We start from the raw sequence: 24226 nt of genomic DNA, 5'->3' as shown, positions 1-24226 counted from the left end.
TCTTGTTAGTAAATTCGTTTCGAGACTAACGATCATGTCACAGCCCGCCTACGATTCGCATTCCGCCCCGCCGCAGGCCTCGGTCGCCCAGATGTCGGCGGCCGGCCTGCGTGCGTTTTTCAACATCGCGCGCGACTGGGAACTGACGATCGACGAGCAGATCGTGCTGCTCGGGTCGCCCGGCCGTTCGACGTTCTTCAAGTGGAAGGCCACGCCGGAATCGGCGCGGCTGCCGCGCGATACGCTCGAGCGGCTGTCGCTGCTGCTCGGCATCTACAAGGCGCTGCAGATCCTGCTGCCGCAGCCGGCCGCGGCCGACGCGTGGGTCAAGCGGCCCAACGACGCGGCGCCGTTCGGCGGCCGGCGCGCACTCGACCGGATGCTCGCCGGCAACGTCGGCGATCTGGTCGCCGTCCGGCAATATCTCGACGCGATGCGGGGTGGCTGGGCGTGACGATGCCGATCGAAACACAACAATGGCCCACGACCACGGTCGACTGGGCACCTGCCTATCGTGTGATTCCCACCCGTTTTCCGGCAATCAACCTGTTCGACCGCGTCGCCTCGGCGGACGATTTCGACGCGCTGTATGCGCTCGAATCGCTGACCAACGACCGCATCCGCAACGAAATCGGCGCGCTTGACCTCGTGCCGCCTGCCGAGCGCCGCTACGGGCTGGGCTGGGGGCCGATCATGGCTGCGTTTACGCACCTGAATCCGCAGGGCAGCCGCTTTTCCGACGGCAGCTACGGCGTGTTCTATTGCACCCGCTCGCGCGATACGGCGATCGCCGAAACGCGCTATCACAGCGCGCTGTTCCTGGCCGCGACGAAGGAGCCGCCGATGCGCCAGCAGATGCGGCTCTACACCGTGTTCGCGCAGGGCAGCGTGGTCGACGTGCGCACCTGGCCGCAGCGCGATCCCGCGTTGCTGCATCCGCTCGACTACGGCGCCGGGCAGGCGCTCGGCCGGGCGGTGCGCAACGCGGGCGGCGCGGGGATCGTCTATCCGTCGGTGCGCGACCCGCGCGGCGAGTGTCTGGCGGCGTTCCGCACCGCGCTGCTGCGCGATTGCCATCACGCGGCCTATCTCGAATACAACTGGAACGGCACCGGTGTCGATGCGGTGTTCGAGCTGAACCAGGTCGGCTAGCACGCACCGGCTCGCGCGCCGTGGCCGGCGACGGTGCAGGGGCGCGAGCGCGTTACGGCAGCGGCCAGTCGCCCGCGTGGCGCTCGCGCGCCTCGGCCTGCGTCATCGACCACGTGCTGCCGGTACGCGGCTCGACGAGCGTGAGCCTCCCGGCCGGCGCGAACGCGCCCGTGTCGATGAACCATTGCGCACCGATCCGCTGCGGCGCGCGCACGGGCGTATGCCCGGTGCAGGTCAGCGACAGCCCGGCCTGCCGCGCCGGATCGGCGAGCCCCTGGACGAGATCGCGACCCCAGATCAGCCGCTCGCGCACGTCGTGCGCATAGCTGCCCGTGTCGAGATCGGCGTCCGAGCCGAAGAATTCCGCATGCAGCACGTTGAAGCGGCCGGGGCCGTCGCCGATCACGCGCACCAGCGGCAGCGCGTCGACGCGCGCCGCATGGGCGTGCAGCCGTTCCGGCGGCAGGTCGGCGCCCCAGTCGCCGCCGATCCCGCGCCACGCGTCGGGCGACAGCTTGCCGCGCGACACGAGGCTCAGCACTTCCTCGTGGTTGCCGCGCACGACGTGGCACCACGGACGGTCGAGCAGGTCGAGCGCGGTTTCGGAGGCAGGGCCGCGGTCGACCAGGTCGCCGACCGAGAACAGGCGGTCGCGGGCCGGATCGAAGCGGATGTCGCGCAGCAGCGCGCGCAGCACGTCCACGCACCCGTGCAGGTCGCCGACGACGAAGTCGCGGCCGGCGGTGTTCGCGGGGTGGCGGCAGAGGGGGGCGGTGGCAGTCATCCCCTTATCTTAGGCGCTCGCGCCCATCGCCACGTCACGATGGAATGGCGATAATCGGGCGCGGTATCCTACGGCGCGGCGCAGCGGGCCGCCCCGTGCGCCGTTCGAACCCTTTCCATCCGCTTTCGGAATCACACGATGACGCTTTATCCGCAGGTATTACGCAACCGGCCGCGCATGGTCGTGGCGTTCGTCGCAGGCTTGCTGTGCGCGGTGCTGCTGCCGTTTCCGCTGCGTCCGGCCGTGCGGGCGCTGATCGGCTGGGATTGCACGGTCTGGCTGTATCTCGTGCTGATGTGGGTGCGCATGGTTACCGCGCATCATCACAAGGTGCGCGAAGTCGCGATCCGTGAAGACGAAAACGCGACGACCGTGCTGACCGTCGTGTGCTTCGCGACCGTCGCGAGCGTCGCTGCGATCGCGATCGAACTCGCAACCGTCAAGAGCGTGGGCTTCAGCGCGGGGCTCAGCCACTACGCGATCACGGCCGCGACGCTGTTCGGTGCGTGGTTCCTGATCCCGACGATCTTCACGCTGAACTATGCGCGGCTCTATTACGGCTCGCCGTCCAGCGACCGCGCGCTGCGCTTCCCCGACCGCAACCCCGAGCCCGATTACTGGGACTTCCTGTATTTCGCGTTCACGATCGCGGTCGCGTCGCAGACGGCCGACGTGTCGCTCGCGAACCGCTCCGCGCGACGCTCGGTGCTCGCGCAGTCGATCCTGTCGTTCTACTTCAACATGGCCGTGCTCGGGCTGTCGATCAACGTCGCGGCCGGCCTGCTGAGCTGACGCCGGTCACGCGAGCAGGCCGTACGGGCCGCCGCGTTCCAGCGCCCGCTGGTACGCGGGCCGCGCATGGATCGCGTCGAGAAAGCGCGCGATCGCCGGATAGCGGCTGCCGCCGCCGCGCGCGGTCGCCGCTTCGAGCGGGAAGCTCATCTGGATGTCGGCCGCGCTGAAGCCGTCGCCGACGAACCAGCCGGTGCGGCCCAGCGCGCCGTCGATATGGCCGAGATGCAGCGCGATCTGCGGATCGACGAAGCCCGACTGCAGCGTGGCGGCGATCTTGCGCGCGATCGGCCGCGCGAAGAACGGCATCGGCGCATGCGCGATCCGCAGCGCGACGAGCTTGAGCAGCAGCGGCGGCATCGCCGATCCTTCCGCGTAGTGCAGCCAGTACGTGTACTCGTGCCGCCCGGGCGTGCCGGGCGGCGGCGCGAGGCGCCCGTTGCCGTAGCGTTCGACCAGGTACTCGATGATCGCGCCCGATTCGGCGAACGTGCGGCCTTCGTCGGTGACGACCGGCGACTTGCCGAGCGGATGGATCGCGCGCAGTTCGGGCGGCGCGAGCATCGTTTTCGGATCGCGTTCGTAGCGGACGATCTCGTACGGCACCTCCAGTTCTTCGAGCAGCCAGAGCACGCGCTGCGAGCGCGAGTTGTTCAGGTGATGGACGGTGAGCATGTCGTGGCCGGAAAGGGGCGGGAACGACATCATACCCAGCGCGCGTGGCATGCACGCGAATCCCGTCCGGCGCAGTGCCGAACCGCTATGCGCGCCGCACCGCGACCCACGCGCCCCAGAACAGGCTCGCGAAAAAGCGCAGCGGCGCATCGAAGCCAGCGTCGCGCAGCAGGTCGAACATGGCGTCCTCGGAGGCGGGCGGATCGGCGCCCTGCAGGATCTTCGCGAGTTGCGCGCGTACGGCGTCGGGCGTGGCGCCCTTCATGCGCCAGCGCTGCTGCCACGCGTCGAGCAGGCGAGGGTGGTCCGCATAGCGGCGATGGTTGCCGGCGAGCACGAGCGGTGCGCCGGGCTTCAGGCGCCGCGCGATCGCATGCAGCAGCGCGGCCTTCGCGTCGTCGCCCGGCACGTGATGCAGCACGCCGATCAGCGTTGCGCCGTCGAACGCGGCGGCATCGGGCAGCGCGTCGACGCCGTCCTCGACGAACGTCGTGCGCGACCCGAAGCCTGCGGCCTCGACGTTCGAGCGCGCGAGCGCAAGCATCGGCGCGGACGGGTCCACCGCCGTGAATTGCCAGCCCGGTTCGAGCGCGGCCGCCACGCAGATTTCCTGCCCCGTGCCGCCTGCGCCCGCGACGAGGATTTGCGCATCGGTCGCGCCGATCGCCGACGCGAGCATGCACGCGGTGAGTTCGTGACATGCATCGTAGCCGGCGAGCGCGATGCGCGATTGCGCGGCGTATTCCTGCGCGCGTGACGGATCGAATTTCGCGGCGCTGGCGGGAAGCGACATGGCGGTTTCCTTGGGTTTGTGGCGGACGACATGTCCGCGAGCCTGACGCAGAGCGTACGGGTGCACGGCCCGCGCAACAAGGCGAGCAGACATTCCGGTATGCCGACTACCCGATTCGCCGGCCCGTGCCGGCAAGCCCGTTTTCCCAGGGGTCGGTTCGCATTTAAAAATGTCTGACCAGCCTGCATCGCGGTGGCGAATCCGGCGCATACTCGGTTCTCTCCCCCCGCCTGGCCTTCGCATGCCGGGCCCCGATGCGCCGCGCCACGGGCGCGGCCATGCCGCTCGGTACGCACGAGGAGCGCATGATGTCCGATTGTCCGCACGATCCGTACGCGCAGCACTACATCCATTGTTTGCCGTTTGGCGCGCAGCCCTGTGGCGCGCTCGGCACGTCGCCGCGCACGCATTTCCGCGTGTGGGCGCCGGGCAGTACGCAGGTTCAGCTCGAACTCGATTCCGGCTCCGACCCGACGCTCGTTCCGATGACGGCCGCCGGCCCGAACTGGTTCGAAGTCTTCGCCGACTGCGGCGCGGGCACCCGTTACCGCTATCGCCTCGACGATGCCGTGTCGATTCCCGATCCCGCGTCGCGCTCGCAACCCGACGGGCTCAACGGCCCGAGCGAAGTCGTCGATCCGCGTGCATTCACGTGGCGCAACACGTTCTGGCACGGGCGTGCGTGGGAAGACATGGCGCTTTACGCGATCCGGCCGCACGCGGTGGGCGGCTTCGACGGCGTGCGCCGCCGCCTGCCGCAGCTCGCGCGGCTCGGCGTGACCGCGCTGGAACTGCTCGCGTCGCCGCACGACAGCCTGCCGTTCGCGCCGCTTGCGGCCGAGGGCGGCCCCGACGCGCTGAAGGCGCTGATCGACGAAGCGCACGGCTACGGTTTCGCGGTGCTGCTGGAGCTCGACTACGCGCGCTTCGGCAGCGGCACCGACGCGCTGCGCCACTACGCGGCGCCGTTCTTCCATACGCGCGACGATCCGCTGCAGGCCGCGCCGCTGGCGCTCGATCACCCGGAAGTCTGCGATTTCTTCTGCGACAACGCGCTGTACTGGATCGACGAATACCGTTGCGACGGGCTGCGCCTGCGTGAAGCCGACCGGATCGGCGTGTCGTGGCTGCGCGAGATCGCGGACCGCGTGCGCGCGGCCGTGCCGGCCGACCGGCTCATTCATCTCGTGCTCGGCAGCGAGCGGCATCCCGCGCATCTCGCCGATACGCATTTCGACGCGCAGTGGAACGGGTGCGGCGAACGCGCGCTGCACCGGCTGACGGGGCGCGATACGTCGGCCCACGAAGGCATTTCCACGCACCAGTCGATCCACACGCTCGCGCGTGCATTGACCGCGGCCGGTGCGGCATTCCAGCCGGCCGCATCGGCAGAGGGCATGACGGCCGACGGCGGGCTGGCGCTGACGTCGCTCGTGCTGTCCGACGGCGCATGGCGCGACAGCGGCCAGAGCGACCACGCGCAGGAGGCCGGCCTGGCTGCGCTCGCGCTGTCGCTGCTCACGCCGCAGATCCCGCTGATCTTCGACGAAACCGCGCGCGACGCCGATCGTGCGCACTTCGTGCAGTCGGCGCTCGCGGTGCGCGCGAAGCTGATCGCGCCGCGGCTGTCCGATTGCCGGCCGCAGGACGCGCATGCGCTGAAGGCGGACGGCGACGGCGATGCCGACGCGCTGCTCGCGTCATGGCGGCTCGCCGACGACGAGACGCTGACGATCGCGCTGAACCTGTCGCCCGATGCGCTGCGGTTCGACGCGCCGAAAGGGCGCGTCGTGTTCGAGACGCCGGCGCGTGCGCGCGACCGCGTCGATGAAGGGGAATTGCCGCCGTATTCGCTCGTCGCGTGGCTGACGGGCGACGTCAACCACTATGCGCTGACGCACGACGTGCGGCGCATCGATGACGGTTCGTGGCGCGGCATGCGTGCGAACCTGAACGCCTGAGCCGACGACGGCGTGATGGCTGGAAGGCCGGGCGCATGCGTGCCCGGCTGCACGGCAGGAAATCCCGGACTTACCAGAACCCGCGAATGCCCGCGATGCCGTACGCGCCGTGGCGGCGCGCATCGTCGAGATCCGCACGCGTCATCCCGCCGAGCGCGAAGACGGGCATCGCGGCCTGCGCGGCCAGCGCTGCGAACTGCGCCCAGCCGAGCGCCGGCGCACCGGGGTGGCTGAGCGTCGGCAACACCGGCGACAGCGTGACGAAATCCGCGCCGGCGCGCGCGGCCAGCAGCAGGTCGTCGTGCGTGTGACACGCGGCGGACACCCATCGTCCGGCCGGCAACGGCCGCTGCGCGGCGGCGCGCAACGCGGTGCCGTCGAGATGCCAGCCGGCGCCGTCGAGCCGCGTCACGCCGGCTGCATCGATCGGGCCATTGAGCATCAGGTGGGCGCCGGCCGCGTCGCAGCGCGCGAGCGCCGCGGCGGCGAGCGACGCGAACGCGGCTGCGTCGAGCGATTTCACGCGCAGTTGCACGAGCGTTTCGCCGCGTGCGAGCACGGCCGACAGCCGGTCGAGGAACGCCGCGCGATCGGCCGCCGCTGCGGACGCCGGTTCCGGCGTGATCACGCAGCAGCGCGGCAGCGGCGCGGCGACCGGGTTCATCGCGTGCGGCGCCGCGGGGCCGTCATTCGTCGGCCTCTTTCGCGACTTTCGGATAGACGCGCACGAGCACGATGCGCGGCCCGTTCATCTTCTTCACGACGACGTCGAAGCGGTCGAACGACACGCGCTGCCCTTCGGTCGGCAGGTCGCTGAGCGCCTGGATCACGAGGCCGCCGACCGACTCTGCGCGGCCTTCGTCGATGTCGATGCCGAGCGCCTGCTCGAGCGACACGACGGGCAGGCTGCCCTTGCCCATCAGCGTGCCGTCGTCGAGGCGGCTCCAGTCGGCATCGCCCTGGCGGAACTCGTCGTGGATCTGGCCGACCAGTGCGCCGAGCAGGTTGTCGAGCGTCAGGAAGCCGATCGGCTTCTCGCCCTTGTTGCCGACCAGCGCGAAGTGCGGCGCGCCCTTGCGGAAGCGGCGGAACAGGTCGAGCGCCGGCGTGTCGGGCCGCACGTACTGCACGGGGCGCACGTAGTCGGACAGGTCTTCGAGCGCCGCGCCGGCATGACGTGCGAGCAGCAGGTCCTTCAGGTGGATCAGCCCGCTCACCTGTTCGCGCGACGCGTCCTCGAACAGCGGATAGCGGCTGAAGCGGTGCCGCGCGACGATCTCCATGTTGTCGGGCAGCGGCAGGTCGCGCCGCAGGCCGATCATTTCATGGGCCGGCCGCATCAGGTCCGACACGGTCATCGACGAGAAGTCGAGCGAATGCGCGAGCGTGTTCCATTCGTCGTTGGTGTACGTGCCGCGCGCCGGCTGGGCGGTATTGCCGGCCGTACTGCGGCGGCTGCGCAGGATCAGCTTCAGTTCGTCGGTCGAGTAGTGCGCGTCGCCGCCGTGGTCGGCCGACAGCCCCGCGAGCCGCAGCACTGCGTTGGCGCTGTTGTTGAGCACCCAGATCGCCGGATACATCGCCCAGTAGAACGCATACAGCGGCAGCGCGACCCACAGGCCGACCTTCTCGGGCTGGCGGATCGCCATCGATTTCGGCGCCAGTTCGCCGACGACGATGTGCAGGAACGAGATCAGCGAGAACGCGAACGCGAGCGAGATCAGGTGCACGACGCGTTCGGACTCCACGCCGATCAGGTCGAGCAGCGGGCCGAGCAGTTGCGCGAAGGCCGGTTCGCCGACCCAGCCGAGGCCGAGCGACGCGAGCGTGATGCCGAGCTGGCACGCGGAAAGATACGCGTCGAGGCGGCCGTGCACGATGCCGAGGATGCGGCCGCGCAGGCCGTGCTTGCGGGCCAGTGTCTTGACGCGCGTGGCGCGCAGTTTGACGAGGCCGAATTCGGCCGCGACGAAGAACCCGTTGAGGGCCACCAGGAACAACGCGCCGATGAGCGCGAAGATCTGTAACAAAGAATCGCTCCGGTTATGACAGGCCCGTCAGTATAGAGCCAGAAAGGAATTTGTAATGAATAGGGCGGCCGAATACTTACACCGGCGCCTCGCAGGGGACGGAGAAGGTGAGGGTGGTCACTGCGCCGTCGGCGAACGCGGTATGCGAGAACGCGCCGCCGTGCGCGAGCGCGACGCGCAGGCACAGCGCGAGCGTCCATGCGACCCGCTTCGCGTCGCGCTCGCGCAGCATCTCGCGCCGGGCGAACGCTTCGAACGCGTGCGGCTGCGCGGGATCGGCGAGCGCGTCGGCATTTACGGTGCAGGTGGCGCGTGCGGTGAACTGCGCGCCGTCGCGCGTGCATTCGAACGTCACGCGAGTGCCGGCGGCGCTGGCTTCGGCGGCGGTCGTCAGCATCGTCCACAGCGCCTGCGCGATGCGCTCGCGGTCGACGGTCAGCGACGGCTCGCCGTCCGGCAGCGTCGCGTCGAGCGCGACCTGCCGTGCGTCGGCGAGCGTCGCGCGCACGAGCGCGATCGTGTCGTCGAGCAGCGGGCGCAGCGCGAACGGCTGTGGCTTGAGTGCGAGCGTGCGGGTTTCCGCGCGTGGCGCGTCGAGCACGTCGTCGATCAGCGCAACCTGCTGGTCGATGCCCGTGCGGATGCCCGCGAGTGCGCGCTGCAGGTTCGGATCGGCATTGGCGAGCTGGCGCTCGAGCACGTATGCCCAGCTGTGCATCGCGTTCAGCGGGCTGCGCAGGTCGTGCGACGCGGTGGAGAGCGCCTGGTCGCGCAGGAACAGCGCGGCTTGGGCGGCGTAATGCGCTGCGCGCTCGCGCAGCAGGTCGGCGGCGGGATCGACGGTAGTGGACGTCACGGAGCTGGCCTGTCGGAAACGGTTGGCGTGGAAGTCACGCGAACCGTCATTATAGGGACCGTGCGCGTCACGCCGGCAGTGCGTCCTCGTCCTTTTTCCGGGCGTCGCCGTTCGGCAGCAACTGGCACGCGAGCAGGCCGGCCAGCATCAGCGCGCAGCCGACGAGCGCGCGCAGCGTCAGCGTTTCGCCGAGCGCGGCCCAGCCGGCGACCGCCGCGAACACGCCTTCCATGCTGAAGATCACGGCCGCGTGCGCGGGCGCCGCGTCGCGCTGCGCGACGACCTGCAGCGTATAGCCGACGCCCACCGACAGCAGCCCGCCGTACAGCAGCGTCGGCAGTGCGCCGCGCAGCATCGCGACGCTGACCGGCTCGACGGCGAGGCCGACCGTGAGGCACGCAATGCCGCACACGAGGAACTGCAGGAACGCGAGCACGAGCGGATCGTGGCGCTTCGCGAGATGGCCGACGGCCATCACGTGCGCGGCGATGATGACGGCGCCCGCGAGCTGGAACCAGTCGCCGTAGAGCACCGAGAAATGCTCGTCGATGCTGAGGAAATACAGGCCGATCGCCGCGAGCAGCGCGCCGAACCACGTGCCCGCGCCGATCCGGTGGCGCGCGAACACGCCCATCAGCGGCACGATCACGACGTACAGCGAACTGATGAAGCCCGCGTTGGCCACCCGCGTGAACTGCAGGCCGACCTGCTGCAGCGAGATCGATACCGCGAGCAGCCCGCCGAGCGCGAGGCCCGGCAGCAACAGCGCCGGGTCGCGGCGGATGGCCGCGAGCTGCGCGCGCGACGCGGCGTTGAGCATCAGCAGCGGCACCAGCACGAGCGCGCCGAGCAGGAAGCGCAGCCCGGTGAACAGGAACGGCCCGATCACGTCGAGGCTCAGGCGTTGCGCGACGAAAGCCGAGCCCCAGATCGCGGCGGCGGCGAGCATCAGCAGGTTGGCGTGGAGGTGCTTGCGGGCTTCGGGCTTCATCGGAATTCTTCTGGAGATTACAGGCGGCGACCCGCTAGTTTACGCCGAGATTGCAAGGCTGTCGGCAAACCGGCGCAGCGCCGCCGCCGCCCGGGCGTCGCGTACCCGCGAATACAGCACGACCTGCGATTGCGGCAGCGGCGGCAGCCCGAATTTCGCGCCGACGTCGGCCAGCGTGCGCGGGGCGACGCGCCGCGCGAGCGGGCAGACGGCGAGCCCTGCTGCGGCGGCGGCCGTGACCGCCGCGACGCCGCCGCCGATGAAGCGCTCGCGCCACGGCCGCGCTGCACGATCGAGCGCGCGCAGCGCGGCCGCCCGCACGCCGCACGGGCCGGCCAGCACCGCGAGCGGCAGCGGCTCGCCTGCGCGCGGCACCCAGTCGGGCGCGGCGAGCCAGGCCAGCGGCTCGGTGAACAGCAGCGTGCCGTCTTCGCGCGGCGAATCCTCGCCTGGCTCGTGCCGCACGATCACCGCGTCGAGCCGGCGTTCGTCGTATTGCGCGAGCAGGTTCGTCGACGTCCCGAGATGCATTTCCAGCGACAGCCCCGGATCCTGCCGATGCAGGCTCGTGAGCACGGCCGGCAGGTCGGGCACCGCGACGTGCTCGCTGACGCCGAGCGACAGGCGGACCGTGCCGGCCGAGATCGCGCCGAGCGCGTGCTCGTGCGCATCGAGCAGCGCGCGGGCGGCCGGCAGGAAATTCTCGCCGTCGGCCGCCAGCTTGACGACACGCGGCGTGCGCGCGAGCAGCGGCGTGCCGAGATGGGCCTCCAGCCGCTTCAGCTTCAGGCTGACGGCCGATTGCGTGGTGCCGAGCGCATCGGCGGCGCGCGTGAAGCTGGCGAGATCGGCAACCAGCACGAACGCGCGCACGGCATCGAGATCGAGTACTTTCATTTTGAATGTAAATGAATGAAATATTCGTCAATGACTGTTCATTATAGTTATGCGCGCCTAACCTGATCCTGTGTTTCCGTTCTTCAACGTCAACTTCACCGACAGGAGCAGGACCATGCCACTTACCCGTATCGCCGTACGCGAAGGCAAACCGGCCGCCTACCGCGCGGCAATCGTCGACGGCGTGCAGCGCGCGCTGGTGCGCACGTTCAACGTGCCCGAGGACGACATCTTCATGGTCGTCACCGAACATGCGGCCGAGAACTTCGTGTATGGCCGCCATTACCTCGACATCGAGCGCAGCGACGATCTCGTGATCATCCAGATCACCGCGAACAACACGCGCACGCTCGAGCAGAAGCGGGCGCTGTACCGAGCGATCGCCGACAACCTCGCGGAGCAGCCCGGCGTGCGGCAGCAGGACGTATTCATCAGTCTTGTCGAAGTGCTGAAGGAGAACTGGTCGTTCGGCAATGGTCTCGCGCAATACGCCGTTTGACCTGGGACACGACGACAGGGCCAGATCGTCGCCAGCACGATTGTGCGACGTGTACTATGGAAGCTGCTTCACGGACGACGCCGGCGTGGTCGATACGCCGGCGATTCTTCTTGTGCAGGAGCCTTCATGTCGCGTGCGTTGGAAATCGTGTTGTCGCTGTCGCTGGAAGGTTGGCCGGTCAAGGCTGCGAGCCGCACCCGCGGCACGCAGCGCGACTTCGGCGCCGAGCTGGTGCGGGCGTGGCGGATCTGCCCGCAGGTGCGGATGCGGCGCGGCCATGAACGCGTGACGATCGAGCCGTGCCAGATCGAGGAGGCCGAGGCGAGCCCCGGCGCAAGCTGGTGGACCTGGGTCGAATCGAACGCGCATGGCAGGCGCGTCGTCGCGTCGCGCACGAAGGCGTTCGCGCCCGGCGTCACCGAGCGCGAACTGTTCGATGCGGAGCATGCCGGCATCGTCGTCGCGATGCCGTTACCCGTACCCGTGGCGACGGCCTCATCCGATGCCGGCGCACCGGCGGACGAAGTCGATGGCGTCGCGCGTGACGCAGCGCCACCGGATGCGGGTGCGCGGCCCGACACGTCGGCGCTGCGCCTCGTCAGCGAACGGCGGCGCGGGCGGTGGGCCGACGACAGCGGCGTCGTGGTCGAGTTGACGCTCGACGACATCACGCTGTCCGGCGGCGGCGAGCCGCCGCGCCGCTACGTCGAGTTGCGGCTTGCGGCACCCGACTGGGAAACCGTGCCCGCGCGCACGGCCGCGCTGCATGCGCTGTTCGCCGCGGCGCGCGAACTGAGCGGCGCGTGGCCCGCGTTCGTGCAACTGACGAGCGTGATCGACCGCGCCTGCGCGGGCGCGCCGGTGGCCGCCGGGCTGGTCAAGGCGCAGCTCGTCGACCTGACCGGCATCCGCACGCAACGTGCCGCGCTGTTCGCGCTGTCGGGCGACATCACCGCGCAGTGGCTCGGCAACGAAGGCGGCGTGCTCGAGCGCGACGATCCCGAATTCGTTCACCAGATGCGCGTCGCGCTGCGCCGCCTGCGCACGCTGATGCGTTTTTTCCCGCGCTTTGCCGACCGCCAGTGGCGCGACACGCTCGGCGTCGACCTGCGCTGGCTCGCCGGTCTGCTCGGCACAGTGCGCGACTGGGACGTCTTTTCGACCGAGAGCCTGCCCGCGCTGATCGCGGCCGACGGCGGCGACGGCGACTGGGACGGCACGCTCGACGCGGCCCGCGCGCAGGCGATGGCCGCACGCGTCGAGCTGCGGCAGGCGCTGCATTCCGCCCGCTATGCGCGGCTGACGCTCGGCTGGCTCGAATGGCTGGGCACGCTCGCGCTGCCGGCGACCGAAGGCGGCGACGCACCGTCGCTGCGGCGGCACGCGACGAAGCGCGTGCGCCGGCTGTTCGGCCATCTCTACGCATCGCCGTCGCTCACGTCGCTCGATTCGGCTGCGCGCCACCAGGTGCGGATCGACGCAAAGCGGCTGCGCTATGCGCTCGAATTCTTCGCGTCGCTGGCGTCGCGCCGCACGCGCAACGAGACGGTCAAGACGCTCTCGCGCGTGCAGAGCGTGCTCGGCGAAGCGAACGACACGATCGTCGCGCTGCATCACCTCGAGCAGCTGGACGCGCCGCCATACCAGATCGGTTTCGTGCGCGGCTACGGCGCGGCGCTCGAACAGCGCGCGGCGCGCGACGCCGAAACGCTGCTGGCCAGCCTGCGCCCGCCGAAGCTCGACGGCAAGCCGGGCTGAGTGGCGCGCTGACTATAATGGCCGCCCGTTTCCCGCACGCATTCCGATGACCGACGCACCGCATTCCTCCTCGTCCGCCGAACCGCTCGAACTGGGCGGCGAGCTGTGGCTGCGCGCCGGCGAGCAGACGCTCGGCGGCGCGACGCGCATCGCGCTGCTCGAGGCGATCGGCGACACCGGCTCGATCACGCGTGCGGCGAAGGCCGTCGGCCTCAGCTACAAGGCCGCGTGGGACGCCGTCGACACGATGAACAATCTCGCCGGCGAACCGCTCGTCGCGCGGTCGACGGGCGGCAAGGGCGGCGGCGGCACGACGCTGACGCCGCGTGCGACGTCGCTGATCGCCGCGTTCCGCACGATCGAGCGCGAGCATCGCCGCTTCATCGAGGCCGCGAGCGCGGCCGTCGCCGGCTTCGACGTCGATTGGGCGCTGATCGGCCGGATCGGGATGAAGACGAGCGCGCGCAACCAGTTGTTCGGCAAGGTCGCGTCGATCGTGCGCGGCACCGTCAACGACGAGGTGACGCTCACGCTGCCCGGCGGGCAGCCGGTCGTTGCCGTGCTCACGCACGAAAGCGCCGAGGCGCTCGGCCTGCGGGAAGGCGCGGATGCCTGCGCGCTGGTGAAGGCGTCGTGGGTCGTGCTCGCGGTGGACGATGGCGGGTCGGACCTGAAGGTGTCTGCGCGCAACCAGTTGAGAGGCAGTGTGGAAGCCGTCGCGAGGGGCGCGGTGAACAGCGAGGTGACGCTGGCGCTCGACGGTGGCGGGACGCTGACGGCCGTCGTCACCAACGACAGCGTCGAGGCGCTGCAACTCGACGCCGGTCGACCGGCGATCGCGCTGTTCAAGGCGTCGAGCGTGATTCTCGCCGTGACGGGCTGACGAAGCAGCCCGGGCGGCGCGCGTCGAAGATCGTGTGACGGACGGGGCGAAGCCGGCATCGCACCGCACGTGCGCGATACCGGCTTCGTTTCCGCTTTCAGCCTATGCCGCTACGCGCGGCTTCTCTCAGGCTCCAACCTGCCTGCCACGACCACGGCCGCGCGCGCTCAGGTGACGCGCGTCGGCCACTCGGCGTGCGGCGGGTTCGCCTGCACGCGTCCTTCGCTCAACTGCACGACCTGGTCGCCGAATGCGGCGACGTCGTCGGGGTCGTGCGAGATCAGCACCATCGGGATATCGAGCCGCGCCTGCAGCTCGGCGAGCTCGTGGCGCATGCGCTGGCGCATCGCGCCGTCGAGCGCCGCGAACGGTTCGTCGAGCAGCAGGATCCGCGGCTGCGCGACCAGCGCGCGCGCCAGCGCGACACGCTGCTTCTGCCCGCCCGACAGTTGCGACGGATACTGCCCCGCGAGCGTTTCCAGGTCGAACGCGCGCAGCCAGTATGCGACCTCGGGCGGCACCGCCTTCGCGCGCGGATTGCGCAGCCCCGACGTGAGCCCGAACGCGATGTTCTGGCGCACGTTCAGGTGCGGAAACAGCGCGTAGTCCTGGAACAGGTACGCGACGCGGCGGTCGCGGGTCGGCACGTCGATGCGGCGCGCGGCGTCGAACAGCGCTTCGCCGTTCAGCGTGATCGAGCCTTCGTCGGGCGACAGCAGCCCGGCGATCGCCTGCAGCGTCATGCTCTTGCCCGCGCCGGACGGCCCGAACAGCACGACGCGCTGCGTCGTCGCGGTGAACGACAGGTCGAGCGTGAAGCGCCGCTCGGCGTTCGCGTAGGTCTTGCGGATGTCGACGACGAGGCTCATGCGCGCTTCCACCGAAGCAATCGGGTCCCGGAACGATACGGACGGGGCACGCGCGTCATGTCAGCTGGCTCCGCCGGGCGCGCGACGGCACGAGCCAGCCGGTCGCGAGCAGCACGAGCACGCAGGTGATCGACGTCACCAGCACGAGGAAGTTGGCCGTGTTGTCGTCGCCGGCCTGCACGGCCGCGTAGATCGCGACCGACAGCGTCTGCGTGCGGCCGGGCAGGTTGCCCGCGATCATCAGCGTCGCGCCGAACTCGCCGAGTGCGCGGGCGAACGCGAGCAGCGCGCCCGCGAGAATGCCGCGCGTGGCGAGCGGCAGCGTCACGCGGAAGAACACCGCGACTTCGCCGAGCCCGAGCGTGCGCGCCGCGCGTTCGAGATGCGGATCGACGCCTTCGAACGCGGCGCGTGCCGACTTCAGGATCAGCGGAAACGCGACGACCATCGATGCGATCACCGCACCCTGCCACGTGAAGACCAGCTCGATGCCGAGGCTGTCGAGCCATGCGCCGAACACGCCGCGCCGGCCGAGCAGCACGAGCAGGTAATAGCCGAGCACCGTCGGCGGCAGCACGAGCGGCAGCGTCAGGATGGAATCGACGACATCGCGCAGCGGCGAGCGCCAGCGCGCGAGCACGAACGCGGCCGCGACGCCGAGCACGAGGTCGAGCGCGGTTGCCCAGCCGGCAACTTTCAGCGACAGCAGCAGCGGTACCCAGGCGTCTTGCATCGCGATACGCTCACTTGCCCGCGGGCTTGAAGCCGAACGTCGACAGCACGGCCTGGCCCTGCGGCGACGCGACGAAGTCGATGAACGACTGCGCCTGCGCGGCGCGGCGGCTGTCCTTGACCACGGCGATCGGGTAGGTGATGGCCGTCCTGGTCGGCACCGTGAGCGCGACCTTCACGCGCCCCGGCATGATCGCGGCGTCGGTACCGAACACGAAGCCCGCATCGACCTCGCCGCGCGCGACGTAGTCGAGGCTCTGGCGCACGTTCGCGGCCAGCACGCCCTTCGCGCTGACGGCATCCCACACGCCGGCCGCGCGCAGCGCGCCTTCGGTGTAGCGACCGACCGGCACCGATGCCGGGTCGCCGTACGCGATGCGCTTCACGCCGGGCGCCGTCAGGTCGTTCAGCGACGTCGGCGCTGCCGCGTGGCTGTCCGCCGGCACGATCAGCACGAGCGAGTTCGCCGCGAAATCGCGGCGCGTGCCGGGCACGATCACCTTCTCGTCGACTGCGCGATCCATCGCCTTCTGGTCGGCCGACGCAAACACGTCGGCCGGCGCGCCCTTGGCGATCTGCTGCATCAGCACGTCCGACGCGCCGAAGTTGAACAGCACCTTGGTGTCCGGATGCTGCTTCTGGTAAGCATCGCCGACGGCCTTGAACGCGTTCGTCAGGCTGGCGGCGGCCGACACGACCAGTTCGTCGGCGGCGGAAGCGGGCGCGCTGAACGCGATGCCGGCGGCGGCAAGCGCGGCCATCGGCAGCAGGCGGAGCAGGGTGCGGCGAAGCGGACGGACGGTCGAGCGCATGGCGGATTCGTTTCGAATGGGTGGAAACCGTAATCGTAATATAGGGCGGGTTATAACGCTCGACATACCGTTCATACGACGGTGCGCATGAAATGGTCAGACCTGCAAAAGGGCGGCCGGACGGCCCGTCACATGCGGAACGTGTGCTGCGTCGACGATTCGGTGCGCTGCAGCGACGACGGCTGCGACGCGGGACGGTAGTTCGGGTTGGCCTTCCAGCGCGCGCGGACGAACGGGCGCTCGTGGCCGGACAGTTCCAGCGCGACCTTGGTGACCCAGCGATGCGACGGCACCGTGATGCCGTGCAGCGCGACGGTGACGATCGCGAGGCTCGCGACGACCGCCGGCACCGACCAGCGGTGCGGCACCGCATGCCACGAGCCGGCGATGAACGCGAGTGCGGCGATCGCGCCGACGATGCAGCCGGTGATCGATTCGGATGGCGAATGCGCATCGAGCGCGACGCGCGACACGCCGACCGCGACGCCGGCCGCGAGCCCGAGTGCGATCCCGGCGAGCCGCGCCGGCGTGCGCGTGCGGATCAGCGCAAGGAAGATCGCGACCGGATACACCGACGTCGACAGCATCGCATGACCGCTGAACCCCGTGAAATCCCACGCGCGGATGCCGATGCCCCAGCCGAGGAACGCGATCTTCGTGAGCGCCACCACGCCGATCGCGGCCGCGAGCACGCCGAGCCACGCGGCCGCGCGCCGCCACGAGTAGCCGAGCGCGAGCCAGACGGCGATCGTGATCGCGAGCGGCAAGGTCAGGCCCGCGCCGCCGAACGCGGTGATCATGATCCACAGGTGAGACGACAGGTCGAACATCGGGAAGGGGACGAACGAAGGCGGGGAGAATGCTTAAATCAACGCGCGAGCCGGGAAGAACGACTACAACGGATACAAGCGGCGAAACTCCAGTATAGCGCCGCATATGCATGAGGCCCGATTTTTGCGCCGCCGGGAACTATCCGCATGCAGGAAAAATCCCAGAAACAATGTTATGGTGCATTGCACAAAGTCGAACGATGCACCCGTTGCGGTGCCTTCATGGCGCCCCTATTTTTTCCTGACTGCGAGCCCGATCGATGACCAAAAGTCTGACCAAGGTGTGGCTGGGCGGCATGAAACGCATGCTGTCTCCGGCCGCCAAGCGCGCGGCGCGCGATGCGCAGCGCATCACTCGTGACGCACTCGAAGCTGCCGCCGCTCCGGCCGCATCCGATCTGTCCCCGCCACGCGAATCGCGCGTGCGTCCGCGCGCTGCCGCATGGGCGGCGGGGGAATGGACGCGCGGCGAACATCCGATGGCCCCCGCACTGGGGCGCCTCGTCCAGAATCTCGCCTACGGCCTGTACGTGCCGCCCGGCCGCCGGCGCGGCGCGATGCCGCTCGTCGTGATGCTGCACGGCTGCCAGCAGTCCGTCGACGAATTCGCGCAGGGCACGCGGATGAACCTGCTGGCCGACCAGCACGGTTTCGCGGTGCTGTATCCGGAGCAGTCGCTGCGCGCACACGCGCATGGCTGCTGGCACTGGTATGAAGATACCGACCGCGCCGGGCGCGGCGAGGCGAACACGGTGGCGTCGCTGGTCGACGCGCTCGTCGACGAACATGGTTTCGATGCGTCGCGTGTCTACGTGGCGGGGCTGTCGGCCGGCGCGGGTCTCGCGTCGCTTCTTGCACTGCACCATCCGGACCGTTTCGCGGCGGTGGCGCTGCATTCGGGTCCCGCGCTCGGCGAGGCGAATTCCGGCATCACCGCGATGGACGTGATGCGGCGCGGCCTGCGGCAGAACCCGGCCGCGCAGGTCGATGCGCTGGCCGATGCGGCTGCGTATCCCGGCATGCCGGCGCTGATCGTCCACGGTGACGCCGACCACGTAGTCGCGCCGAAGAATGCCGACCAACTGACGGTGCAGTTCATGCGCCTGAACGGGCTGGCCGATGCGCGCGGCGCACTGCGCGGCGGCGAACGTGTCGAGACGCGCGAGGCAGGCGCGCAGATCACCGACGTCTGCCGCGACGGCGAGCCGGTCGTGCGGCTTTGCCATGTGAAAGGGCTCGCTCATGCGTGGGCCGGCGGCGACGAAGCCGTGCCGTTTCATGCGGCGGCCGGCCCCGATGCGAGTGCGATGATCTGGGCCTTTTTCGAAGCGAATCAACGCACTGTGGCGACGGAACGACGCACCGTCTGATCAACGCTGGCCAAAGCCTAGGGTTTTCCCTATAATTCGGGAAAACCCTAGTCAAAGAACCTTTGGATTGCGAGATCGAACATGTACCTGCTGAGCCACCTCTTCCTGATGCTGACCAAGAACGCTGAAAAGGCCTCGAAAGAGCGCGCCGACGCGTACCTGGCCGATGCCACCGACATCTACGATCTCGAATTCCGCATGCGCAAGATCGATCGCGAAGCGGCGATGAACCGCCCGTATTCGTTCGGCTCGCGCTAAGCAGCGAAGGCGGGCACGCTGGCCCGCCGCTTCGACGAATCGCGCAAAAGGGCGCGTGCGGCACCATGCCGCACGCGCCCTTTTTGTATTGGCGGTCCAGCGTCGCGTCAGACGACCGTCAGGCGCACCGGCACGTTGTTGCGAGTGGCGTTCGAATACGGGCACACGTGGTGGGCCTTTTCGACCAGCGCTTGCGCGTCGGCCTTGTCGAGCCCCGGCAGCGACACGCGCAGCTCGATGTCGAGCCCGAAGCCGCCTGCGTCGTTCGGGCCGATGCCCACTTCCGCCGTGACCTGCGTATCGGCCGGCAGCGCCTGCTTGTTCTGGCCGGCGACGAATTTCATCGCGCTCAGGAAACAGGCCGAGTAACCTGCGGCAAACAGCTGCTCCGGATTCGTGCCTTCCGCGCCCGTGCCGCCGAGTTCACGCGGTGCGGCCAGCTTCACTTCCAGCTTGCCGTCGGCGGAAACTGCGCGGCCGTCGCGGCCGCCCGTGCTCGTGGCGCTGGTCTTGTACAGAATGTTCATCGTGCAGCTCCTGTCGGGAAAAGGGGAAAAGCGGTCCGGTCAAACGGGATGTCGCCGGCCACGTAGAAAATATAGAACACAAATGATTAGCGTGCAAATGAAATTTGCAAGAAAAAGCCCGGCAGCACCGGGCTGGTCGATCGGCGCGCGCGTCAGCGTTCGTTGGCCGCCGACAGCGCGTCGCGCAACTGCTGGAGATCGGCACGCAGCCTGATCAGGAAGTCGGGTGTCTGCTGCATCGCGCAGAAGAGATCGGCGGGCACCGAGCGCGCGCGATCCTTCAGCGCGCGGCCTTCCGGCGTGACGAGCACGTTCACGACGCGTTCATCGGCCGCGCTGCGCACGCGTTCGACGTAACCGAGCGCTTCCAGCCGCTTGAGCAGCGGCGTGACGGTGGCCGGGTCGAGATCGAGCCGCGCGGCGATGTCCTTCACCGCGATGTCGTCGCGTTCCCACAGCACGAGCATCGCGAGATATTGGGGATAGGTCAGCGACAGCTTGTCGAGCAGCGGCTTGTACGCCTTCGTCATCGCGTGCGAAGTCGAATAGAGCGCGAAGCACAGTTGCTCGTCGAGCGTCTGGGGCAGTGCGGGTGGGCGGTCCATGATTCGGGTGGCGCGGCGGACGCGCGAACAATTTGTACGCAAATTATTTTGCGCGCAAAAGATCGGGTTGAACAGGGGCACCCGGCGCGGGTTGCCGGCGGTCGATGCGGGAAAGGGGGGCAGAAGCGCGCCGGGAGGCAACCCGGCGCGGTGAGCGGCGTGACGGCCGGCGGTGCGCGCCGGCCGGGGAAGCTTCAGCGGCCCGACGTGGCCGTCGGTGCGCCCGGTTCCTGGACGCCGAAGCAGCCGCGATAGGTCGCGTAGAACGAGCAGTACAGCATCGTGACGATGATGATCGTCACCGGCATCATGATCGTCAGCGCATACGCGCCGGCGCCGAGCGCCTGCAGCAGCAGCGACAGCGCGAGCGACGTGCCGAGCGCGACGGCGAACCACAGCACGCCGTACACGACGAACGCGCCGCGATTGCGCCAGCAGCTGACGACGCTGAAGAACAGCGCCTTCGCGGGCGGCACGTCATGCCATGCGACCAGCACCGGCGCGAACCAGAACAGCATCGCGATCGGCAGATAGAGCAGCGTCGCGAAGAACAGTGCGCCGAGCGTGCCCTGCGCGGCCAGCGCTTCCGGCGTCGTGCTCGCTTCGTCGGCCGCGCCCATCATCGCGTGGAACAGCGCGCCGCCGTCGACGAACGACGAAGCGGCGAACACCAGCACCATCGCCGCGACGTAGATCACGCCGAGCACCAGCAGCCGCTGGGTCGCGACGGTGCCGTAAGAGCGGAAGCCGTCGACGAGGATCGTCGGCATCACGGGCTTGCCGGCCACCGTGTCGCGGCACGCGGCCATGAAGCCGACCGCGACGCCGGGAATGAACACCAGCGGCAGCGCCGAGCCGATCACGGGCACCATCGACACCAGCGTGATCGCCAGCAGGTACGTGAAGAACAGCGTGATGAACGCGAGCGGATTCCGGCGGAACAGCCAGACGCCTTGACGGAACCAGACATAGCCCGTTTTGGCGGGCACTTCGATCAGTTGCATGCGGTTTGGATCTCGGGAAGCGCGGGCGCATGCGCGATACGCTCGCGCAGGATGCGTTCGAAATGGCCGGGGTCGTGCGGCTTGAGCATCTCGGCCGCACGCGGCAGGTAGAAGTCGTACAGGCGCGACACCCAGAAGCGGTACGCGCCCGCGCGCAGCATGTCGCTCCAGTGACGGCGCTCCTCGGCCGTGAACGGGCGAACCGTCTGGTACGCGCGCAGCAGCGCATCGGCGCGCGCGACGTCGAGCACGCCGGTCGCGAGGTCGACGCACCAGTCGTTGACCGTCACCGCGACGTCGAACAGCCACTTGTCGCAGCCCGCGAAATAGAAGTCGAAGAAACCGCCCAGCCGCACGTCGTGGCCGGTGCCGGGCGCCGCGTGCGCGAACAGCACGTTGTCGCGGAACAGGTCGCAATGGCACGGCCCGGCCGGCAGCGCCGCGTAGTCGTCCGACGCGAAGAAGGCCGCCTGGTGCGCGAGTTCGCCTTCGAGCAGCGCGCGTTGCGCGTCGGTGATGAACGGCACGATCGCCGGCACGTTCTCCTGCCACCACGGCAGGCTGCGCAGGTTCGGCTGGTTGCGCGGATAGTCGCGCCCCGCGAGGTGCAGGCGCGCGAGCATCTGCCCGACCTCGATGCAGTGTTCGACCCCCGGCGCGAGTTCGGCCGCGCCGTCGAGCTTCGTGACGATCGCGGCCGGCTTGCCGTGCAGCTCGCCGAACAGCGCGCCGTCGTCACGCGGGACCGGATCCGGCACCGGCACGCCGTGGCCGGCCAGATGACGCATCAGGTCGAGGTAGAACGGCAGCTGCTGCGCCGAGAGCTTTTCGAAGATCGTGAGGACGTACTCGCCGCGCGTCGTCGTCAGGAAGAAATTGCTGTTTTCGATACCGGACGGAATGCCGCGGAACGCAAGCACGTCGCCCAGTTCGTAGTGGCGCATCCATTGCGCGAGATCGGAGTCGGAAACAGCAGTGAAAACGGCCATGCGGGATGCGTCAGGTCAGGGTGTCGGCACGCGGGCGGCGTGCGTCGCGACAGCAGGTGAAGGGAGGCGGCGCGCCGCGAACGATGCGGCGCGCCACGGAATCAGTAGCGCAGGTTCAGCGACGGCAGCCGCGTGATCGGGATGCCCGCGTCGTGCGGCTTCGGCGACGTGTCCGGCGTCGAGCTCATCTGGTAGCGCGTGCCGAAGTTCGACTTCACGTCGATCTCGACCGGCTTGCCGCGGTCGCGGTACTCGGTGACCTCGGTGCCGTTCTTGCTCTTTTCGTGGAAGCTCGGCGTGCGGCGGATGTCCGCGAAGTCCACTTTCGACGTGACTTCGGCGCCCGGCCGGTTGATCTTGCGGAGATCGGGCAGGCCGGCGGCCTCGTTGGCCTCGGCCCGGGCCTGCGCGTCGGCGTCAGGCGTGCCGCCGGCGGCGTAAGCGGCGCTGGCGGCGGCAAACGCGGCGGCAGCGACGACGAGAATGAGCGGCTTCATGATGAGTCTCCAGTGAACCTACCGATTTTAGCAAATACTGCGCGCCATCCGGCCCTGACGTGCGCAGGGGCGGCCATAAGCGTGACCGGGTTCCGTGGTAATGTCGTCCGATCAGACGAGGTGATGAAAATGAAGAACGATTTGAGCCGCCGGCACCGTGTGCTGACGCCCGAAAGCCCGTCCGTCGAGGCTTTCGACGATCCGATCGCCGCCGTCGCGCGGCTGTCCGCCATTTACGACACGAATGCGGGTTTCCTGCGCGACGCGTTTGCGCGCTATCGCCGCCACGAACCGATCACCGAGCACGTGCGCGCGTGCTATCCGTTCGTGCGGATCCGCACCGACGTCAACACGCACGTCGATTCGCGCCGCTCGTACGGTTTCGTCGCCGGCCCCGGCGTGTTCGAGACGACGGTCACGCGCCCCGATCTCTTCGCGAACTACTATCGCGAGCAGTTGCGCCTGCTGTCGAAGAACCACCATGTCAAGATCGAGATCGGCGTGTCGTCGCAGCCGATTCCGATTCATTTCGCGTTTCCGGAAGGCATCCATCTCGAGGGCGAGCTCGACCGCGACCGCCTGCTCGCGATGCGCGACATCTTCGACACGCCCGACCTGTCGTATCTCGACGACCGCATCGTCAACGGCACGTTCGAGCCGGCGGCGGGCGAGCCGCATCCGCTCGCGCTGTTCACGGCCGCGCGCGTCGACTTCTCGCTACACCGGCTGCGCCACTACACGGCGACGTCGCCCACGCATTTCCAGAACTACGTGCTCTACACGAACTACCAGTTCTACATCGACGAATTCGTGAAGCTCGGCCGCACGGTGATGACGGAGAGCGACGATCCCGAGGTGCGCGCCTACCGCAGCCAGTACAGTTCGTTCGTCGAACCGGGCGATGTCGTCACGTACAACGCCAACCTCGGCAGCGAGCCGTCCGAGGGCGCCGCGCCGCCGCGCCTGCCGCAGATGCCCGCATATCACCTGAAGCGCGCGGACGGCAGCGGGATCACGATGGTCAACATCGGCGTCGGCCCGTCGAACGCGAAGACGATCACCGATCACATCGCCGTGCTGCGCCCGCACGCGTGGGTGATGCTCGGCCACTGCGCGGGGCTGCGCAACACGCAGCGTCTCGGCGACTACGTGCTTGCGCACGGTTACGTGCGCGAGGATCACGTGCTCGACGACGACCTGCCACTGTGGGTGCCGATCCCGGCGCTGGCAGAAGTACAGCTCGCGCTCGAGCGCGCGGTGGCCGACGTCACGCGCCTGGAGGGCGCGGAGCTGAAGCGCGTGATGCGTACGGGCACGGTCGCGAGCGTCGACAACCGCAACTGGGAACTGCGCGATCATCGCGAGCCCGTGCAGCGGCTGTCGCAGAGCCGCGCGATTGCACTCGACATGGAAAGCGCGACGATCGCCGCGAACGGTTTCCGCTTCCGCGTGCCGTACGGCACGCTGCTGTGCGTGTCGGACAAGCCGCTGCACGGCGAGCTGAAACTGCCCGGCATGGCCGACACGTTCTATCGCGGGCAGGTCGACCAGCATCTGCAGATCGGCGTGAGGGCGATGGAGATCCTGCGCACGAACGGGCTCGACAAGCTGCATAGCCGCAAGCTGCGGAGCTTTGCGGAAGTGGCGTTCCAGTAACGGCGC

General features: G+C 69.0%; 27 protein-coding genes. 10 read left to right on the top strand and 17 right to left on the bottom strand.

Features of this window, described 5'->3' with window-relative positions; genetic code table 11:
- Positions 1-34 precede the first annotated feature (34 nt).
- Both U5798_RS07150 and U5798_RS07145 read left to right on the top strand, forming a co-directional pair.
- A complete protein-coding gene (locus U5798_RS07150; protein WP_124446438.1) occupies positions 35-454 on the top strand; it encodes an MbcA/ParS/Xre antitoxin family protein in 420 nt (139 codons plus the stop codon).
- A gap of 2 nt (positions 455-456) precedes the next feature.
- Positions 457-1152, top strand: coding sequence for an RES family NAD+ phosphorylase (locus tag U5798_RS07145; protein ID WP_124446440.1), 696 nt, complete (start codon positions 457-459; stop codon positions 1150-1152).
- A 52-nt stretch (positions 1153-1204) separates the two neighbouring features.
- Here U5798_RS07145 and U5798_RS07140 read toward each other — a convergent pair whose 3' ends face one another.
- Positions 1205-1936, bottom strand: a complete 732-nt coding sequence (locus U5798_RS07140; protein ID WP_322081648.1) for a metallophosphoesterase — start codon at positions 1934-1936, stop codon at positions 1205-1207.
- 138 nt (positions 1937-2074) lie between these two features.
- Here U5798_RS07140 and U5798_RS07135 point away from each other — a divergent pair, with 138 nt between their 5' ends.
- Positions 2075-2728 carry a DUF1345 domain-containing protein gene (locus U5798_RS07135; protein WP_124446444.1) on the top strand — a complete coding sequence of 218 codons (654 nt, stop codon included), beginning with the start codon at positions 2075-2077 and terminating at the stop codon, positions 2726-2728.
- A gap of 6 nt (positions 2729-2734) precedes the next feature.
- Here the strand turns inward: U5798_RS07135 and U5798_RS07130 are convergent, their stop codons facing one another.
- The gene (locus tag U5798_RS07130) at positions 2735-3403 is read right to left on the bottom strand and encodes a glutathione S-transferase (protein WP_124447257.1); all 669 of its coding nucleotides are present in this window, start codon (positions 3401-3403) and stop codon (positions 2735-2737) included.
- Between the two features lie 85 nt (positions 3404-3488).
- Complete coding sequence (locus tag U5798_RS07125) at positions 3489-4196, bottom strand: class I SAM-dependent methyltransferase (protein WP_322081647.1); 708 nt, start codon at positions 4194-4196, stop codon at positions 3489-3491.
- A gap of 308 nt (positions 4197-4504) precedes the next feature.
- On the opposite strand from U5798_RS07125, the gene U5798_RS07120 reads away from it, so the two are divergent.
- Entirely contained in the window at positions 4505-6157 is a 1653-nt protein-coding gene (locus tag U5798_RS07120; protein ID WP_322081694.1) for a DUF3459 domain-containing protein, read from the top strand.
- Positions 6158-6227: 70 nt separating this feature from the next.
- On the opposite strand, the gene U5798_RS07115 is transcribed toward U5798_RS07120, so the two are convergent.
- The 5 genes from U5798_RS07115 to U5798_RS07095 form a co-directional block, all read right to left on the bottom strand.
- Positions 6228-6821, bottom strand: coding sequence for a thiamine phosphate synthase (locus U5798_RS07115; RefSeq protein WP_322081646.1), 594 nt, complete (start codon positions 6819-6821; stop codon positions 6228-6230).
- 22 nt (positions 6822-6843) lie between these two features.
- Positions 6844-8187 carry a hemolysin family protein gene (locus U5798_RS07110; RefSeq protein ID WP_124446452.1) on the bottom strand — a complete coding sequence of 448 codons (1344 nt, stop codon included), beginning with the start codon at positions 8185-8187 and terminating at the stop codon, positions 6844-6846.
- Between the two features lie 76 nt (positions 8188-8263).
- Positions 8264-9043 carry a HAMP domain-containing sensor histidine kinase gene (locus U5798_RS07105; protein ID WP_322081645.1) on the bottom strand — a complete coding sequence of 260 codons (780 nt, stop codon included), beginning with the start codon at positions 9041-9043 and terminating at the stop codon, positions 8264-8266.
- Between the two features lie 67 nt (positions 9044-9110).
- Positions 9111-10034: a DMT family transporter gene (locus tag U5798_RS07100; RefSeq protein WP_124446456.1), complete on the bottom strand. Its 924-nt coding sequence runs from the start codon at positions 10032-10034 to the stop codon at positions 9111-9113.
- Positions 10035-10073: 39 nt separating this feature from the next.
- Positions 10074-10931: a LysR family transcriptional regulator gene (locus U5798_RS07095; RefSeq protein WP_124446458.1), complete on the bottom strand. Its 858-nt coding sequence runs from the start codon at positions 10929-10931 to the stop codon at positions 10074-10076.
- 115 nt (positions 10932-11046) lie between these two features.
- Here U5798_RS07095 and U5798_RS07090 point away from each other — a divergent pair, with 115 nt between their 5' ends.
- The 3 genes from U5798_RS07090 to U5798_RS07080 all read left to right on the top strand — a co-directional run bounded on the left by U5798_RS07090 (position 11047) and on the right by U5798_RS07080 (position 14071).
- The gene (locus U5798_RS07090; RefSeq protein ID WP_124446460.1) at positions 11047-11430 is read left to right on the top strand and encodes a tautomerase family protein; all 384 of its coding nucleotides are present in this window, start codon (positions 11047-11049) and stop codon (positions 11428-11430) included.
- A 126-nt stretch (positions 11431-11556) separates the two neighbouring features.
- Entirely contained in the window at positions 11557-13188 is a 1632-nt protein-coding gene (locus U5798_RS07085; protein ID WP_322081644.1) for a CHAD domain-containing protein, read from the top strand.
- Between the two features lie 46 nt (positions 13189-13234).
- Complete coding sequence (locus U5798_RS07080; RefSeq protein ID WP_322081643.1) at positions 13235-14071, top strand: TOBE domain-containing protein; 837 nt, start codon at positions 13235-13237, stop codon at positions 14069-14071.
- 167 nt (positions 14072-14238) lie between these two features.
- On the opposite strand, the gene U5798_RS07075 is transcribed toward U5798_RS07080, so the two are convergent.
- The 4 genes from U5798_RS07075 to U5798_RS07060 all read right to left on the bottom strand — a co-directional run bounded on the left by U5798_RS07075 (position 14239) and on the right by U5798_RS07060 (position 17314).
- Positions 14239-14940, bottom strand: a complete 702-nt coding sequence (locus U5798_RS07075; protein ID WP_322081642.1) for a sulfate/molybdate ABC transporter ATP-binding protein — start codon at positions 14938-14940, stop codon at positions 14239-14241.
- Between the two features lie 55 nt (positions 14941-14995).
- A complete protein-coding gene (gene modB / locus U5798_RS07070; protein WP_124446468.1) occupies positions 14996-15673 on the bottom strand; it encodes a molybdate ABC transporter permease subunit in 678 nt (225 codons plus the stop codon).
- A gap of 10 nt (positions 15674-15683) precedes the next feature.
- On the bottom strand, positions 15684-16484 hold the full coding sequence (gene modA, locus U5798_RS07065) for a molybdate ABC transporter substrate-binding protein (RefSeq protein WP_124446470.1): 801 nt from the start codon (positions 16482-16484) through the stop codon (positions 15684-15686).
- A gap of 128 nt (positions 16485-16612) precedes the next feature.
- Entirely contained in the window at positions 16613-17314 is a 702-nt protein-coding gene (locus tag U5798_RS07060; protein WP_322081641.1) for a phosphatase PAP2 family protein, read from the bottom strand.
- A gap of 260 nt (positions 17315-17574) precedes the next feature.
- Between U5798_RS07060 and U5798_RS07055 the strand changes: the two genes are divergently transcribed.
- Together U5798_RS07055 and U5798_RS07050 are read left to right on the top strand one after the other, a co-directional pair.
- A complete protein-coding gene (locus tag U5798_RS07055) occupies positions 17575-18684 on the top strand; it encodes a PHB depolymerase family esterase (RefSeq protein ID WP_322081640.1) in 1110 nt (369 codons plus the stop codon).
- A gap of 81 nt (positions 18685-18765) precedes the next feature.
- Entirely contained in the window at positions 18766-18942 is a 177-nt protein-coding gene (locus U5798_RS07050; RefSeq protein ID WP_124446476.1) for a DUF3563 family protein, read from the top strand.
- Positions 18943-19049: 107 nt separating this feature from the next.
- On the opposite strand, the gene U5798_RS07045 is transcribed toward U5798_RS07050, so the two are convergent.
- The 5 genes from U5798_RS07045 to U5798_RS07025 form a co-directional block, all read right to left on the bottom strand.
- Positions 19050-19469 (bottom strand): organic hydroperoxide resistance protein, encoded by a 420-nt coding sequence (locus U5798_RS07045; protein ID WP_124446478.1) that lies wholly within the window; start codon positions 19467-19469, stop codon positions 19050-19052.
- A gap of 152 nt (positions 19470-19621) precedes the next feature.
- Positions 19622-20074, bottom strand: a complete 453-nt coding sequence (locus U5798_RS07040) for a MarR family winged helix-turn-helix transcriptional regulator (RefSeq protein WP_124446480.1) — start codon at positions 20072-20074, stop codon at positions 19622-19624.
- A gap of 194 nt (positions 20075-20268) precedes the next feature.
- Complete coding sequence (locus U5798_RS07035) at positions 20269-21078, bottom strand: BPSS1780 family membrane protein (RefSeq protein ID WP_124446482.1); 810 nt, start codon at positions 21076-21078, stop codon at positions 20269-20271.
- The gene (locus U5798_RS07030; RefSeq protein ID WP_124446484.1) at positions 21069-22067 is read right to left on the bottom strand and encodes a homoserine kinase; all 999 of its coding nucleotides are present in this window, start codon (positions 22065-22067) and stop codon (positions 21069-21071) included. Before U5798_RS07030 ends, U5798_RS07035 begins: the two co-directional genes overlap by 10 nt.
- Before the next feature lie 101 nt (positions 22068-22168).
- Positions 22169-22564, bottom strand: a complete 396-nt coding sequence (locus U5798_RS07025; RefSeq protein WP_021160838.1) for a hypothetical protein — start codon at positions 22562-22564, stop codon at positions 22169-22171.
- Between the two features lie 129 nt (positions 22565-22693).
- Here U5798_RS07025 and U5798_RS07020 point away from each other — a divergent pair, with 129 nt between their 5' ends.
- Positions 22694-24220, top strand: a complete 1527-nt coding sequence (locus U5798_RS07020) for an AMP nucleosidase (protein ID WP_124446486.1) — start codon at positions 22694-22696, stop codon at positions 24218-24220.
- The last annotated feature ends 6 nt before the right edge of the window (positions 24221-24226 follow it).

It is taken from the genome of Burkholderia sp. BCC1972, assembly GCF_905339605.1.
In the GTDB taxonomy this organism is placed as follows: Bacteria; Pseudomonadota; Gammaproteobacteria; order Burkholderiales; family Burkholderiaceae; genus Burkholderia.
Note: the sequence above shows the minus strand (reverse complement) of the source record. Positions and strands in the feature narration are given on the sequence as shown.